Below are 13,865 nucleotides of genomic sequence, written 5' to 3'. Positions count from 1 at the left end.
GTTTCCTTGTCATGAGTATCGACGAAGGGAACCCGGGCAAGGTCCGTGACGTGTCGGCTGACGGAGCCTCTGATCCAGCACCAGCGAGTTCCACCCCCACGGGAAAGGGAGCGCCGGGCTTCGTTGTCACGGCCTCCCGGCAGTTCGCGAGCTGGCTAGCCGAAAGCGGCGTCAGCCTCGCGATTTCGACCTACCAGAGCGGCAAGGTGTTCCTGATCGGCAGCAATAGGCAGGCGGGTCGACTCTCGGTGTTCGAGCGTACGCTGGAGCGGCCGATGGGTTTAGCCTTCGACAAGCAGCGTCTGGCCGTCGCGTCGATGATCCAGATCACGAGCTTCGTCGACGCGGCGCGCGGCATGCCCGGTGCCTCGGGTTACGACGCACTGTTCGTGCCGCAGTCGGCGACATTCACCGCCGATATCGACATCCACGACATCACGTTCGATGCCGAGGGCAAGCTGGTGTTCGTCAACACACTGTTCTCCTGCCTCGCGACGACCAGCGAGACCCACAGCTTCAAGGTGTTGTGGAAGCCACCCTTCATCTCACGGCTCGCCCCGGAGGATCGCTGCCACCTGAATGGCCTTGCTATGCACGACGGCAAGCCGGCCTATGTCAGCTGTATCGCTGACACCGACATCGCCGACGGTTGGCGCGAGCATCGCGTCGGGGGGGGGATCGTGGTGGACGTCGCCTCGGGTGAAATCGTCTGCCGCGGGCTTTCGATGCCCCATTCGCCGCGTCTGCATGAAGGAAGGCTCTGGGTTCTCAACTCAGGGGCTGGCGAGTTGGGCACGATAGACTTGGGGACGGGTCGCTTCGAGCCGTTGACCTTCTGTCCAGGCTATCTTCGCGGGCTGGCCTTCATCGGCCCTTATGCTCTTGTCGGCCTCTCGGAGCCGCGCGAGAATCGCACCTTCGCCGGATTGCCCCTCCAGGATCGTCTGGCCGCTGCCAGGGTCCGCCCCCGATGCGGCGTCTTCGTGATCGACACGCGGACGGGTGACATCGCACACTGGCTGCGGTTCGAGGCGGTGATCACCGAACTCTACGACGTGATCACCCTGCCGGGCCTTGCGCGGCCGATGATGATCGGCTTCAGAAACGAGGAAATTCGCCGGACCGTGTCGATCGAGTAGTCGCGATCACCCTCGCGGATTGTTCAGGTCGACGCCGTACTGCCGGGCGTTCTGGGCCATGTAGTGGTCGCGGCCGTGGACGGGCTCGCCACGGACGGCCGCGTCGACCATGTCGACGAAGGTGTGCCAGCCCATGGCGTTCAGCTTCACGAACGATTCCAGGACCGGGAGGTGCTCGAGGGTCAGTAGAGACCCCTCGACGGAGGCTGCCAACGTCAGGATGACGTACGATTCGGGGTAGGGCGAGGTCGCATCACCCGGATTGTACACGTTCCATGTATAGGCAAGCCGGCCCGGCGGCTGCCATTGCGTGACGACGCCCCGGATGTGGCCACCCATCAGCGACACGGCGCCACCCACCTTCGGCTCGATACTGCCCTCGCCATACCAGCCGGGCAGGCGGCCGGGATCCGTCAGGAAGGCCCATGCCTGCGCGGGCGGGCCGGGGAGGTGCCGCTCGAAGCGCACCATATGCGCATGGGTGAATTGCGCGCCGTCGCTCATGGACTTTCCTGCCTCTTGCCTTAAAGAAAACGCCGCACATGGATTACGAATCCCTCAAGACCCCGGCCGACGACGTCGTTCGTGACGGCGCCAGCTTCGAGGCCTATCGGCTTCCAGGCGACTTGATCGATTCACATCACCCGATAATCGTGGCCTACGCAAGGCGCGTGGCTGGGGACGGCAGTGACCGGGAGAAGGCACTGCGCCTCTATTACGCCGTGCGCGACGAGCTGCGCTACGATCCCTACAACACGCCGATGAAGCGCGACGCCTATCGCGCCAGCACCACGGTGGCGGCCGGGCACGGCTACTGCGTCAACAAGGCGGGCGTCATGGCCGCGGTCTGTCGCGCCGCCGGCATTCCGGCGCGGCTGGGCTATGCTGACGTACGCAACCACATGACGACACAGCGACTGTCCGAGCTGATGGGCAGCGACGTCTTCTACTATCACGGCTACACGGATGTCTGGCTGGACGGCCGCTGGGTCAAGGCAACGCCGGCCTTCAACCGCGAGCTCACCGACAAATTTGGGCTGAAGCCGCTGGATTGGGATGCGGTGGGCGATTCGATCTATCACCCGTTCGATCTCAGTGGCCGCCGCCATATGGAATATCTCGCCTATCGTGGAGTCTTCGCCGACATTCCGTTCGACGAGATCCGCGGCGCCTTCCGCCATTACTACCCGCGCATGACGAAGGCCCAGGAAGAGATGGCGCTGGGCGGGGATTTCGCCGCGGAGGGTGCTGCAGAAGCAACGGACGGGGCGACGCCCAAGTGAACCTGACACCGCGGTCGCCCGCCTACATCGCGCTTCTGGTGGCGCTGGGCAGTTTCGGCCCGCTCACCATGAGCATCTACACGCCCGTGATGCCGTCGGTCGGGCACGAGCTTCTGGCGACGCCGGACAACGTGAAGCTGACGCTCACCACCTACATGCTGGGCTTTGCGGTCGGGCAGCTCTTCTACGGCCCGCTCAGCGACCGCTACGGGCGCCGGCCGGTCCTCCTGGGCGGATTGCTGTTCTTTACGATCACCAGTTTCGCCTGCGCCTTTGCGCCGTCGATCGGCGGACTGATCGGCCTGCGTATCCTGCAGGGGCTGGGCGCGGCCTCCGGATCGGTGCTGGGCCGGGCGCTGACCCGCGACGCCTACACGTTCAAGGAGATGCCGCTGGTCATGAGCTGGATCTCGCTCGGCCAGAACATCGCGCCGTCCCTGGCGCCGACGATCGGCGGCTTCCTTGGGGAGTGGTCGAGCTGGCGGGCGACCTTCTGGTTCGTCGGCGGTTTCGGCGCCATCCTGTTCCTGGTGACGCTGGCGGGGCTGCGCGAGACCAACAAGTTCCGCAGCGAGAGAATCGACCTGTCGAGCCTGCTGCGCGGCTCGGGCGAAATGCTGCGCGACCGCCGCTTCCTCGGCCACATCCTGCCGCTGGGCTTCGCCTTCGCCCTGAACTTCGGGATGCTGGCGGGCGTGCCCTTCGTGCTGCAGGAGAGCATGGGCTTCAGCCCGCGCGAATTCGGCCTGATCGTCCTGCTGTCGGTCGGCGGGTTCACGCTGGGCACCTTCGTGAACAACCGTCTGGTCGGCCGCGTCGCGCCGGTCGACATCATCATGTTCTCGGGCTGGTTTCACGTGGCGGCACTGATCGGCATGGCGGCTCTTTCGCTGGCCGGCATCGTCACCTGGTGGGCCATCGTCGGCCCGCACATGTTGCTGAGCTTCGGCACGGGCATGATCGTGGCCAACGCCAATGCCGGTGCCGTGGGCCTCTATCCGCGCCTCGCCGGGACGGCCTCGTCGCTGGCCGGCCTCGCGCAGATGGGCATGGGCGCCATGGGCACGGTCGCGGTCGCTGCCCTCACCGTGGTCGGCAGCCGCTATATCGCCATGCCGATGGTCATCGGGCTCGCGCCGTTCGCGATCGCGACGGTGCTGAGCGCCCGACTGTTGCGCGGTGAGCCGCGCGCCCCGAAACTGGATCAATAGAAGAGGGAGAGAAAAGACGATGACGAACATGTTGAAGGACAAGGTCGTGCTGGTGACCGGCGCGGGCGGCGGCATCGGCCGCGAGATGGCGCTGCTGGCGGCCCGCGAGGGCGCCAAGGTCGTGGTCAACGATCTCGGCGGTGCGGTCGACGGCGAGGGCAGCGGCAGCGCGACGGCAGCCGAGAAGGTCTGCGAGGAGATCAAGGCGGCCGGCGGCCATGCCGTCCCGAACGGCGACAGCGTGTCCGATCCCGCCGGCGCGGAGCGCATGGTCAAGGCCGCGGTCGAGAATTTCGGCCGCATCGACGGCGTCATCAACAATGCCGGCATCCTGCGCGACCGCATCTTCCATCGCATGAGCCACATGGACTGGAAGATGGTCATCGACGTGCATCTCAACGGCTCGTTCAACACCAGCCGCGCGGCCGCCAACTACTTCAAGGAACAGAAGTCCGGCGCCTTCGTGCACTTCACCTCGACGTCCGGCCTCGTCGGCAACTTCGGCCAGGCCAACTATTCGGCCGCCAAGATGGGCATCATCGGCCTGTCGCGCTCGATCGCGCTCGACATGGCGGCGTTCAACGTCCGCTCCAACTGCATTTCGCCGTTCGCCTGGACGCGCATGATCGGCACGATCCCCGCCGACACCGAGGCCCAGAAGGCGCGCCTGGAGCGCTCCAAGAAGATGACGCCGGCCAAGATCGCGCCGATGGCGGTGTACCTGCTGTCGGACTCGGCCCAGGAGCAGGGCATCACCTCACAGATCTTCGGCGTGCGCATGAACGAGATCATGCTGTTCAACGCCAACCGTCCGGTACGGTCCGTGCATAACTCCGAAGGCTGGACCCTGGAGGACATCGCCGAGCACGCGGTGCCGTCGATGAAGCCCTACTTCACCGACCTGAAGCGCTCGCCCGAGTACTTCACCTGGGATCCGATCTGAGCCGGAAGGACTGAGACAATGGCTGCCGAGCAAATGAAGAACGAGCCCAGGATCGATCCCAAGGAGATCCTGGAAGGGATCGTCGAGTGGATCGAGATCGAGAGCCCGAGTCACGACGCGAAGGCAGTCAATCTCATGGTCGACAAGGTCGAGGGCCAGTGCCGCGACCTTGGTCTCGACCTCGATCGCACGCCGGGGCGTGACGGTTTCGGGGACATCCTCGAGGCCAGGACCCCGGCGGAGTGGAGCACGGGGCAGGGCAAGGGCATTCTGGTCCTTGCCCATCTCGATACGGTCCATCCGCTCGGGATGAAGGAGAAGGAGCTGAAGATCCGCCAGGAAGGCGACAGCGTCTTCGGCCCCGGCATCTACGACATGAAGGCGGGCGGCTATATCGCCTATTACGCGCTCCGGCACCTGGTCCGTCAGGGCAAGCGTACCAAGCTGCCGGTCACCTTCCTGTTCATCCCCGAGGAGGAGGTCGGCAGCCCGACCTCGCGCGCCCGCATCGAGGAGGCCGCGAAGGGACACAAATACGCGCTGGTGATGGAGCCGGGCCGCGACGGCGACAAGGTCGTGACGTCGCGCAAGGGCGTCGGCCGCTTCACGCTGACCGCCAAGGGCCGCGCTGCCCATGCCGGCGTGCGCCACGAGGACGGCCGCAGCGCCATCCTCGAGATCGCGCGTCAGATCGTGCGCATCGAGGAGAAGACCGACTATGCGCGCGGCATCACCTGCAACGTCGGGCTGATCCGCGGCGGCTCGGGCGTCAACGTGACGCCGGCCGAGTGCTCGATCGATGTCGACCTGCGCGTGCCCAGCATGCAGCTGGCCGAGGAGATGACGCACTGGTTCCTGAACCTGGAGCCGATCGGCAAGGAGGTCGAGCTTTTGGTCGAAGGCGGCATGAACCGGCCGCCCTACCAGAAGGATGCCGGCATCACCGATCTCTTCCAGAAGGCGCAGGCGATCTATCGCGAGATCGGCAAGGAGCTGAACGACGTGCCGCTGACCGGCGGCGGCAGCGACGGCAATTTCACGGCAGCCCTCGGCATCCCGACGCTCGACGGGCTGGGCGCCGACGGCAAGGGCGCCCATGCCGTCACCGAACAGATCTACTACTCGTCGCTGGAGCCGCGCACCTACCTCTGCGCCCGCCTGCTGGAGACGCTGGAGTAGGAGCTGCATGTCGTCCTGAGCGCTGCGAAGGACCTCACATAGCGGTCAGACGACCGCGCGGCGGCCGTGAGATCCTTCGCTGCGCTCAGGATGACAACATAGCTCAGTAGGCCGCCGTGAAGCGCTTGTGGAGGTGCTTGGGCTTCTCGATCTCGTTGAGGATGGCGACCGCGAAATCCTCGCGGCTGATGGCGCTCTGGCCATCCTCGTCCTCGAGCAGGTGATCCTTGCCGAGGCGGAACTTGCCGGTGCGGTCCCCAGGCTGAATGGAAGCCGGGGGCGAGATCGCGGTCCAGTCCAGGTCCTTGGCCTTGCGCACTTCTTCCAGGGCGAGCGACGCGGGCTTGGAGGTCGGGGGCTGAATGCCGCGGTCGGCCATGTGGTCGAGATGGGTGCGGCCGTCGGCCCTCAACAGGCTGCCGGCGCCGACCACGAACAGCACGCGTTTGACGCCGCTCTTGCGCACGGCTTCGAGCACGTGGTGGACGCTGGCCTCGTTCCACTTCACCGAAGCCACGATGATGTCGTGCCCCTTGAGGATGGCCGACATCGAGACGACGTCGGTCGTGCTGCCCTGCCGGATGGTCATGCCGGGGCGCGGCTTGAGCTTCGAGGCATCGCGCGTGATGGCGGTGACGCTGTGCTTGCGGGCGAGCGCCTCGTCGAGGACACGGCTGCCGATATTGCCGGTGGAGCCGATCAGGGCGATGGCGGTCATTGCGGAATTCCCTTCATGAGGTCGCGCAGGGCGGCCACGGTCTCCGCCGGCGCCTCCTGCGGGACGTTGTGGCCGATGCGTGGCAGCATCCGCCGCTCGTAACCGCCCGTGAACTTTTCGGATTGGCCGTCGCGGTCAGACGCCGGCCCGACGCCGTCTGCGGCGCCGTGGAGATTGATCGTGGGCACAGTGATGGTGGGTTGCTTCGCCAGCCGGGCCTCGAGCGGCTCGAGGGCGGGATCGCCCTTCACGTAGCCATAGCGGTGCCGGTAGGACTGGATCACCACGTCGACGAAGTCCGGATTGTCGAACGAAGCTGCCGTCGCCTCGAACGTCGTGTCGTCGAATTTCCATTCCGGCGACCACAGACTCCATAGCAGCCTGCAGACGTCGCGGCGGTTCTTGGCAAGGCCGGCGCGGCCCCGCTCGGTGTTGAAATAATACTGGTACCAGAGCCGGTGCTCGGCGGCGGCGGGGGCCGGCTCGACCGAGGCCGCGATGTTCTGGAGGTTGTAGCCGGTGCAGCTCACCAGGCAGCGCACGCGCTCGGGCCACAGCGCCGACACGATGCAGGCCGCGCGACCGCCCCAGTCGTAACCGGCGAGGGCCGCCCGCTGGATACCGAGGGCGTCCATCAGCTGCAGCAGGTCGTGACCGAGCGCCGCCTGTTCGCCCGACCGGGGCGTTTCGGGCAACAGGAACCGGGTCGGGCCGTAGCCGCGCAGATAAGGTACCAGCACCCGATGGCCATCGGCCGCCAGCACCGGCGCCACGTCGTCATAGGCGCGAGCGTCGTAGGGAAAGCCGTGGAGGAGGATCACGGGGGCGCCGTCCTCGGGCCCGTGCTCCTCGTAGGCGACGTCGAGAACGTCGGTGCGGATGGATTTGCGTTGCATATGTTGAACATATAGCGGCCTCGGGCCGCCGTTGACAGTCGCGCGTGCCGCCACCAGCCTCGAACCATGAGGCGGATCGGCGATTTCCTGACCCTGGAGCAGACGCGCAGGCTCGGCGCGAAGTCGAACCTCGTCGGCGCGCTGCTCGTCCTGCATGCCTGGGGGCTGATCGTGGGCAGCATGGCCATGTTTGTCTGGTGGCCCAATCCTTTCACCTTTCTGCTGGGCGTCATGGTGATCGGCGGACGCCAGCTCGGTCTGGCCATCCTGATGCACGATGCCGCCCACGGGCTGTTGTTCGTCGATCGCCGGCTGAATGAGGGGGTGGGAAGCTGGCTGTGCGCCTTTCCGGTGTTCACGAGCCTGGCGCTCTACCGGCCCTATCACCTGCAGCACCACCGCTTCACCCAGCAGGCAGAGGACCCCGATCTCTCCCTGTCGGCTGCGTTCCCGACCAGCCGGGCCAGCCTGCGCCGCAAGATCGTGCGCGACCTTACGGGGCGGACCGCGTTTCTCCGGCGAGGCGAACAGATCCGCGGGGCGCTGGGTTCAGCCGATGCACCGCTCGGGACGCAACTGGGTAACCTGTGGCGCAAGGAGAAGGGCCCGCTGATCGCGAACCTCGTTCTGTTCGCAGGGCTCTCGGCCGCCGGATACTGGTGGCTCTACCCGGTGATGTGGCTTCTGCCCCTCGCCACCTGGTACCAGCTCGTGAGCCGCATCCGGAACATCGCCGAGCATGCCGTCGTCCCCGACAACGACGATCCGCTGCGCAACACGCGGACCACCTACGCCAATCCGCTGATGCGGCTCCTGGTGGCGCCCTACTGGGTGAACTACCACCTCGAACATCACCTGTTCATGTTCGTACCGTGCTGGCGCCTGCCGCAGGCGCATCGCGCCTTGCTGGATGGTGGCCATCGTCTGTCCATGGAGCTGAAGCCCGGTTATCTGGCCGTGCTCAAGGCCGCGACCACCGGGGCACAAGGTGGCGGGCGTAGCTCGGGCGCACGAACCGCGCAGCACATCTAGACTTGCCGTCATTGGCATAAAGAAAAGGCGGCCCCGCAGGACCGCCTCTTGTCTCGTTCTGTCCGACCGCCTGGTTACTGAGCCGGGCAGGCGTAGATGTTCATCTCGGGGCCGAGATCATACGGCGGCGGCACCTGCGACAGCGCCGTGACCTTCGGATCCATCGCCCAGTCGAAGGCACGCTTGCCGCGCGAGCAGAATTCCTTGTCGGTCGGCGCGCGCTGCGCCGTGCGGTTGGCGACCTCGGTCACGAACACGTCCGTGTTGAAGCGCTTGCGGGCAGCGATCTGGGACAGCGAGCGGGCGTTGGTCGCGAACTCGGTGCGGAACTTGCCGACGAAATCGGCGTAGACCTGCTCGTAGGCGCGGCGTCCACCCGGACCCTGGCACTGCAGCGTCACGACCTGGAGTTCCTGCTGAACCATGCGGGAGCGCACGATCTCAAGATCCGCTGCATTGTAGCAGATCGCCCGGATCTGGCCCGCGGGAGGCGCAGGCGGCACGGGAGCCTGATAGTCGGCCGCCGGCGGCTTCACGGGCGCAGCCGCTGTCTTGGATTCGCCGAGCGTACAGGCGCCCAGGGCGAGCATACTCCCCGTAAGAATTGCCGCCTGTGTAAGCCTCTTGAACATCCGCAAACTCCCAACGCCGTTGGCCGGAAACCGCCAGCGGGTACAACAGTTAGCCGCCCGTTTCAAACGCTAATACCAATTGCGGGGCGAGATGCGCCCATTTCCCGCAATTCTCGGTGTAAAGCTTTGGTGAGGGCCCGGTCGAATACCCAACCCCAGGTGAATCCAGGCCTCCGCCACCTGAGCGGTGACGCGATCCGGAAAATCCCGACGCGGCCGCAGGTGGGGCGGGCCACCATCCGGGCGGGGCCCCAAACCGTCAGGCGGGCATGGCCTCGAGCGCGGCCTTGATGAGCGGCATGCGGTCGTTGCCGAAGAACATATCGCAGCCGACGAACATCGTCGGGCTGCCGAAGCCGCCGCGGGCGATCAACTCGTCCGTGTTAGTGCGCAGCCGCGCCTTGCACGAATCGGTCTCGATGCCTGCGAAGAAGCGCTGGCGCTCGATGCCGGCCCTGGTGGCGATGTCGGCGAGCACATCTTCCTTGGAGAGGTCGCGATCGTCGCCCCAATAGGCCTCGAAGGCGGCGGTGGCGTAGGCGGGAAGCTTGCCCTCGTCCAACGCCACGAAGGCGCCCCGCATGCACTTCACGCTGTTCACGGGGAAGACCGTCGGCGGGAACCTGATGGCGAGCCCGTAGAGGCGCGCCCAGTCCTGCATGTCCTTCTGCATGTAGGCCTGTTTGCGTGGGTTGGGCTTGGCGCGGCTCTCGTAGACGGTCTGGTTGACCGCGTTGAACACGCCTCCGACCAGGATCGGCTTCCAGACGATCTCGGCGCCGGCCTCCTGCGCCAGCGGCCGGATCGCGTGGAAGGCGAGATAGGTCCACGGGCTGGAGCAATCGAAGTAGAAATCGAGTTGTCGCGCCATTTCGTCCCCCTGAAGCCGTCCGCCTTGTCGTTGCCATACATGGCGCGTATCTTGCAAATCCATGACGGTACCGACTGGCCAGTGTAGAGAAATGGGCCCCAAAAAGATCGCCATCGTCGTGCATCAGCAGCATTCGCGTCCCGGACGGGTTGGCGCGCTGCTCGAAATGCGCGGATACGAACTCCACAGACTTTGCCCCAATCTGGGCTGCAACCTGCCTGAGGACATGTCCGACTATGCGGGGGTCGTGGTCTTCGGCGGCCCGATGTCGGCAAACGATTGCGGCACCCTGGCGGGCATCAAGTGCGAGCTCGACTGGATCCCGAAGGTGGTCGATGCCGGCGTTCCCTTCCTCGGCCTCTGCCTCGGCGCCCAGCTCCTGACACGCGCAGCCGGCGGCCGGGTCGGGCCGCATCCCGAAGGGCTGGTCGAAATCGGCTATGTCGAGGTCGAGCCCACCGAGGCCGGCCGCGAGTGGTTCAGGGCGCCGATGAAGGTCTACCAGTGGCATCGCGAGGGCATGACGATCCCGGACTGCTGCGAGCTGCTGGCCACCAACGATCGCTACCCGGTCCAGGGGTTCCGGTGCGGCCCCAACGCCTTCGGCTTCCAGTTCCATCCCGAGGTCACCCTCGAAATGAAGGGCATCTGGACGCTTTCGGCGGCCGAGCGTCTCAAAATGCCGGGCGCGCAGCAGCGCGGCGTGCATCTCTCGATGCATGCGCTGTACGATCCGCCGCTCGACCGCTGGATCAATGGCTTCCTCGACCGGTGGCTCGCCACCGACCAGCGAGCCTCTGCAGCGTCGGGGGAGTCCCGCAGTCCCGCCGTCGAGTTCGCCGCCGCCGCCGACTAGCGGCGCCATGGTTCGGCACCCGGGCATGGGCTAGTGTCTCCGCCAACAAGAGGAGACGCTGAATGATATCGGGTGCGCTGATTTTCGTGCTGGCCGTCGTCCTCGTGGCGCTCGTGCTGATCTTCGCCGGCGTCAAGACGGTGACGCAGGGCACCAACTGGACGGTCGAGCGGTTCGGCCGCTACACGCGCACGCTGGCCCCGGGCCTGCATTTCATCGTGCCCTTCATCGACACGATCGGCCGCAAGATGAACATGCAGGAGAATGTCTTCGACATTCCGGCGCAGAAGGTGATCACCAAGGACAATGCCACCGTGCAGGTCGATGCCGTGGCCTTCTACCAGGTGGTGGACGCCGCCCGCGCCGCCTACGAGGTCCAGAACCTCCATCAGGCCATCACCAACCTCGTGCTGACCAACATCCGCTCGGTCATGGGCAACATGGCGCTCGATGAGGCTCTGTCGAAGCGCAACGACATCAACAACACCCTGCTCGCGGTCATCGACCAGGCAACCGGCCCCTGGGGCGTCAAGGTGCTGCGCATCGAGGTCAAGGACATCGCCCCGCCCGAGGATATCGTGGTGGCGATGGGCCGTCAGATGAAAGCCGAGCGCGAGAAGCGGGCGACCATCCTCGAGGCCGAGGGCATTCGCGAATCCAGCATCCAGCGCGCGGAAGGCGAGAAGCAGTCGGCGATCCTGACCGCCGAGGGCCGCCGGGAAGCAGCCTTTCGCGACGCCGAGGCGCGCGAGCGCATGGCCGAGGCGGAGGCCAAGGCGACTTCGGTCGTGGCCGAGGCGATCGCCGGCAACGGCGTGCAGGCGACCAACTACTTCCTCGGCACAAAATACGTCGAGGCCCTGTCGAAGATGGGCTCCAGTCCCAACGCCAAGGTTTTCTTCCTGCCCGTCGAGGCGGCCGGCGTCATGGCTTCGATCGCCGGCATCGGCGAGCTCGCCAAGGAGGCGCAGGCACGGGGCGTCGACGCCACGCGGTCGCGCGGTTCCGTTCCCACCGCGGGCTGATCCGCGATGTTCAAGGTGGTCTTCTGGTACTGGTGGGCGGTCGCGGCCGTGCTGCTCGTCTTCGAGATGATGCTGCCGGGCGTCGTCTTCCTGTTCCTCGCCATCGGAGCGGCGGCGGCAGGCCTCTTCCTTCTGGTCGTGTCCGACCTCTCGATCGAGCTGCAGCTCCTGACCTTTGCGTTGATCTCGGTCGTTGCGGCCGTCGGGCTGCGCCGGACCCTGCGCCGGCTGCAGCATGCCGACAATCCGGCGACCTCCACGCTCAATGCCCGCGGCGATGCCCTGATCGGCAGGATCATCGTGCTCGACCAGCCCATCCTGAACGGCCGTGGCCGCGTCATTCTCGGTGATGGAAGCTGGAGCGTGACCGGTCCCGACATGGTCAAGGGCGCCAAGGTGCGCGTGAAGTCGGTGAGCGGCACGGAACTCGCGGTGGAGCCGGCCCCCTGACTGTGGGCTTGCCAAAGTTAACCATAGAGTTAACTATAGGCAGGCTCCGGGAGGGTGCGATGGGACGATCTTACGGCTGGGTGATCGTCGGCGCGGGCGCGCTGATGGGATGTGTGGCGATCGGGGCCCTGTTCTCGCTGGCGGTCTTCCTGCAGCCCATGTCCGAGGCGACGGGCTGGTCGCGCACCGGCATTTCGAGCGCCATGACGCTCGATTTCCTGGCGATGGGCGTGGCGGCCTTCGGGTGGGGCGCGCTGAGCGACCGGTTCGGGCCACGCATCGTCGTCCTGTCGGGCGCCCTCCTGCTGGGCCTTGGCCTGGCGCTCGCCAGCCGGGCCTCCAGCCTGCTCGAGTTCCAGCTCCTCTACGGCATCGTAGTGGGCATTGCCGCCGGGGCGGTGTTCGCGCCGATGATCGCCACCGTGACCGGCTGGTTCGACAGGCACCGCAGTCTCGCCGTCTCGCTGGTGTCCGCCGGAATGGGCGTGGCGCCCATGACCATCTCGCCTTTTGCGCAGTGGCTGATCTCGGCGCACGACTGGCGGACAGCCATGCTGACGATCGCAATCGGCGCCTGGGCGCTGCTGGTGCCGGCGGCCCTGCTGGTCCGCCGTGCTCCGGAGGACACGGCCTCGTCGGCTGGCATGCCCTCGGAGGGCGGGGACGGGATGACGGTCGGGCAGGCGCTGCGCTCGCCGCAATTCATCGTTCTTTCGCTCACCTTCTTCTGCTGCTGCGCCGCCCATTCCGGCCCGATCTTCCACACGGTGAGCTATGCGCTGGCCTGCGGCCTGCCGGCCATGACGGCCGTCACGATCTACAGCGTCGAGGGTCTGGCGGGCCTCGGCGGCCGCATCCTGTTCGGCCTGCTGGGCGACCGGTTCGGCGCGCGGAGAGTGGTCGTTGCGGGGTTGATGGTCCAGGCGGTGGGCGCCGGCAGCTACTATTTCACGCGCGACGCGGGGGAGTTCTATGCCGTCGCGATCCTGTTCGGGATGGCTTATGGCGGGGTCATGCCCCTCTACGCCGTTCTGGCCCGCGAGTACTTCCCCATGCGGATCATGGGGACGGTGTTCGGCGGCGCGGCCATGGTCTCCAGCCTCGGCATGGCGCTGGGCCCGGCGGTCGGCGGCTGGATCTTCGATACGTTCCACGGCTACGGCTATCTCTACATCGCGTCGTTCGGCATGGGCCTGGCGGCCGTCGCCATCGCGCTGGCCTTCCCGACGCCATCGTCGGCCCCAAGCAGGCCGCAGGCGCAGCCGGCTTAATCTGCGCAGGCGACGCAACGGCGGGGCCATCTTTCGAGTTGTTCCGGTAACAGAACCCGGAGAGTGCGATGAAAGTGGCCTTGCCTGTCCTGCTCGTCCTCGCGGTTGCCGGTGGCGCCGCTCAGGCCCAGCCCCAGCGCTTCAATTCCGACTTCAGCACGATGCAGGAGTCCGGCCCGCCGGTCGCGGGCGGGAATGGGGCCACGGTTGGGCCGAACTGGAAGAACCAGGCGATCCTGCCGATGCCCGGCTCTACTGAGATCAGCGAAGTGCCGCGCTATCCGATCACAGATGAGCCGATCGCGACGAAGCCGACGCCGCCGCCGGTTCGCCAGCCGCCGCGTCCCGCCCAATAGGGG

Annotated in this window: 16 protein-coding genes; 11 read left to right on the top strand and 5 right to left on the bottom strand. The window is 66.3% G+C overall.

The window, feature by feature from the left end; translation table 11 throughout:
• The first annotated feature begins 11 nt into the window (after positions 1 to 11).
• A complete protein-coding gene (locus ACO07K_RS14715) occupies positions 12 to 1,139 on the top strand; it encodes a TIGR03032 family protein (RefSeq protein WP_422029003.1) in 1,128 nt (375 codons plus the stop codon).
• Positions 1,140 to 1,145: 6 nt separating this feature from the next.
• Here the strand turns inward: ACO07K_RS14715 and ACO07K_RS14710 are convergent, their stop codons facing one another.
• Positions 1,146 to 1,643: an SRPBCC domain-containing protein gene (locus tag ACO07K_RS14710; RefSeq protein WP_422029001.1), complete on the bottom strand. Its 498-nt coding sequence runs from the start codon at positions 1,641 to 1,643 to the stop codon at positions 1,146 to 1,148.
• Positions 1,644 to 1,681: 38 nt separating this feature from the next.
• Between ACO07K_RS14710 and ACO07K_RS14705 the strand changes: the two genes are divergently transcribed.
• The 4 genes from ACO07K_RS14705 to ACO07K_RS14690 are packed head-to-tail and all read left to right on the top strand — an operon-like array spanning position 1,682 to position 5,755.
• Positions 1,682 to 2,422: a transglutaminase-like domain-containing protein gene (locus ACO07K_RS14705; RefSeq protein ID WP_422028999.1), complete on the top strand. Its 741-nt coding sequence runs from the start codon at positions 1,682 to 1,684 to the stop codon at positions 2,420 to 2,422.
• Positions 2,419 to 3,633 (top strand): multidrug effflux MFS transporter, encoded by a 1,215-nt coding sequence (locus ACO07K_RS14700; RefSeq protein WP_298308294.1) that lies wholly within the window; start codon positions 2,419 to 2,421, stop codon positions 3,631 to 3,633. Before ACO07K_RS14705 ends, ACO07K_RS14700 begins: the two co-directional genes overlap by 4 nt.
• 19 nt (positions 3,634 to 3,652) lie before the next feature.
• Positions 3,653 to 4,576 (top strand): SDR family NAD(P)-dependent oxidoreductase, encoded by a 924-nt coding sequence (locus ACO07K_RS14695; protein ID WP_298308296.1) that lies wholly within the window; start codon positions 3,653 to 3,655, stop codon positions 4,574 to 4,576.
• Between the two features lie 18 nt (positions 4,577 to 4,594).
• Positions 4,595 to 5,755 carry a M20 family metallopeptidase gene (locus tag ACO07K_RS14690; RefSeq protein ID WP_422028997.1) on the top strand — a complete coding sequence of 387 codons (1,161 nt, stop codon included), beginning with the start codon at positions 4,595 to 4,597 and terminating at the stop codon, positions 5,753 to 5,755.
• A gap of 103 nt (positions 5,756 to 5,858) precedes the next feature.
• On the opposite strand, the gene ACO07K_RS14685 is transcribed toward ACO07K_RS14690, so the two are convergent.
• Both ACO07K_RS14685 and ACO07K_RS14680 read right to left on the bottom strand, forming a co-directional pair.
• On the bottom strand, positions 5,859 to 6,473 hold the full coding sequence (locus ACO07K_RS14685) for an NAD(P)-dependent oxidoreductase (protein ID WP_422028995.1): 615 nt from the start codon (positions 6,471 to 6,473) through the stop codon (positions 5,859 to 5,861).
• The gene (locus ACO07K_RS14680; RefSeq protein WP_422028993.1) at positions 6,470 to 7,369 is read right to left on the bottom strand and encodes an alpha/beta fold hydrolase; all 900 of its coding nucleotides are present in this window, start codon (positions 7,367 to 7,369) and stop codon (positions 6,470 to 6,472) included. Before ACO07K_RS14680 ends, ACO07K_RS14685 begins: the two co-directional genes overlap by 4 nt.
• 66 nt (positions 7,370 to 7,435) lie before the next feature.
• On the opposite strand from ACO07K_RS14680, the gene ACO07K_RS14675 reads away from it, so the two are divergent.
• Positions 7,436 to 8,401 carry a fatty acid desaturase family protein gene (locus ACO07K_RS14675; RefSeq protein WP_422028991.1) on the top strand — a complete coding sequence of 322 codons (966 nt, stop codon included), beginning with the start codon at positions 7,436 to 7,438 and terminating at the stop codon, positions 8,399 to 8,401.
• A 74-nt stretch (positions 8,402 to 8,475) separates the two neighbouring features.
• On the opposite strand, the gene ACO07K_RS14670 is transcribed toward ACO07K_RS14675, so the two are convergent.
• Together ACO07K_RS14670 and ACO07K_RS14665 are read right to left on the bottom strand one after the other, a co-directional pair.
• Entirely contained in the window at positions 8,476 to 9,033 is a 558-nt protein-coding gene (locus ACO07K_RS14670) for a hypothetical protein (RefSeq protein ID WP_422012734.1), read from the bottom strand.
• A 259-nt stretch (positions 9,034 to 9,292) separates the two neighbouring features.
• Positions 9,293 to 9,904, bottom strand: a complete 612-nt coding sequence (locus ACO07K_RS14665; protein WP_422028989.1) for a 2-hydroxychromene-2-carboxylate isomerase — start codon at positions 9,902 to 9,904, stop codon at positions 9,293 to 9,295.
• A 91-nt stretch (positions 9,905 to 9,995) separates the two neighbouring features.
• Between ACO07K_RS14665 and ACO07K_RS14660 the strand changes: the two genes are divergently transcribed.
• From ACO07K_RS14660 to ACO07K_RS14640, 5 genes are all read left to right on the top strand, one after another.
• Positions 9,996 to 10,760, top strand: coding sequence for a glutamine amidotransferase-related protein (locus tag ACO07K_RS14660; RefSeq protein ID WP_422028987.1), 765 nt, complete (start codon positions 9,996 to 9,998; stop codon positions 10,758 to 10,760).
• Between the two features lie 65 nt (positions 10,761 to 10,825).
• Entirely contained in the window at positions 10,826 to 11,785 is a 960-nt protein-coding gene (locus ACO07K_RS14655) for an SPFH domain-containing protein (RefSeq protein ID WP_422036659.1), read from the top strand.
• A 6-nt stretch (positions 11,786 to 11,791) separates the two neighbouring features.
• On the top strand, positions 11,792 to 12,235 hold the full coding sequence (locus ACO07K_RS14650; protein ID WP_422028985.1) for an NfeD family protein: 444 nt from the start codon (positions 11,792 to 11,794) through the stop codon (positions 12,233 to 12,235).
• A 59-nt stretch (positions 12,236 to 12,294) separates the two neighbouring features.
• On the top strand, positions 12,295 to 13,506 hold the full coding sequence (locus ACO07K_RS14645) for an MFS transporter (protein ID WP_422028983.1): 1,212 nt from the start codon (positions 12,295 to 12,297) through the stop codon (positions 13,504 to 13,506).
• 68 nt (positions 13,507 to 13,574) lie between these two features.
• Entirely contained in the window at positions 13,575 to 13,862 is a 288-nt protein-coding gene (locus ACO07K_RS14640; RefSeq protein ID WP_422028981.1) for a hypothetical protein, read from the top strand.
• Positions 13,863 to 13,865 lie beyond the last annotated feature (3 nt).

Source organism: Reyranella sp. (assembly GCF_965228225.1).
Lineage (GTDB): Bacteria > Pseudomonadota > Alphaproteobacteria > Reyranellales > Reyranellaceae > Reyranella.
The sequence above is the reverse complement of the archived record's forward strand: the minus strand, read 5'-3'. Positions and strand labels throughout refer to the sequence as shown.

Excerpts from the sequence above, each read along its gene's own strand:
- ACO07K_RS14650 (WP_422028985.1), top strand. The coding sequence starts at position 11,792 with ATGTTCAAGGTGGTCTTCTGGTACTGGTGGGCGGTCGCGGCCGTGCTG.
- ACO07K_RS14685 (WP_422028995.1), bottom strand. The coding sequence starts at position 6,473 with ATGACCGCCATCGCCCTGATCGGCTCCACCGGCAATATCGGCAGCCGT.
- ACO07K_RS14665 (WP_422028989.1), bottom strand. The coding sequence starts at position 9,904 with ATGGCGCGACAACTCGATTTCTACTTCGATTGCTCCAGCCCGTGGACC.
- ACO07K_RS14715 (WP_422029003.1), top strand. The coding sequence starts at position 12 with ATGAGTATCGACGAAGGGAACCCGGGCAAGGTCCGTGACGTGTCGGCT.
- ACO07K_RS14675 (WP_422028991.1), top strand. The coding sequence starts at position 7,436 with ATGAGGCGGATCGGCGATTTCCTGACCCTGGAGCAGACGCGCAGGCTC.
- ACO07K_RS14680 (WP_422028993.1), bottom strand. The coding sequence starts at position 7,369 with ATGCAACGCAAATCCATCCGCACCGACGTTCTCGACGTCGCCTACGAG.
- ACO07K_RS14695 (WP_298308296.1), top strand. The coding sequence starts at position 3,653 with ATGACGAACATGTTGAAGGACAAGGTCGTGCTGGTGACCGGCGCGGGC.
- ACO07K_RS14640 (WP_422028981.1), top strand. The coding sequence starts at position 13,575 with ATGAAAGTGGCCTTGCCTGTCCTGCTCGTCCTCGCGGTTGCCGGTGGC.
- ACO07K_RS14645 (WP_422028983.1), top strand. The coding sequence starts at position 12,295 with ATGGGACGATCTTACGGCTGGGTGATCGTCGGCGCGGGCGCGCTGATG.
- ACO07K_RS14705 (WP_422028999.1), top strand. The coding sequence starts at position 1,682 with ATGGATTACGAATCCCTCAAGACCCCGGCCGACGACGTCGTTCGTGAC.
- ACO07K_RS14690 (WP_422028997.1), top strand. The coding sequence starts at position 4,595 with ATGGCTGCCGAGCAAATGAAGAACGAGCCCAGGATCGATCCCAAGGAG.
- ACO07K_RS14660 (WP_422028987.1), top strand. The coding sequence starts at position 9,996 with ATGGGCCCCAAAAAGATCGCCATCGTCGTGCATCAGCAGCATTCGCGT.
- ACO07K_RS14670 (WP_422012734.1), bottom strand. The coding sequence starts at position 9,033 with ATGTTCAAGAGGCTTACACAGGCGGCAATTCTTACGGGGAGTATGCTC.
- ACO07K_RS14710 (WP_422029001.1), bottom strand. The coding sequence starts at position 1,643 with ATGAGCGACGGCGCGCAATTCACCCATGCGCATATGGTGCGCTTCGAG.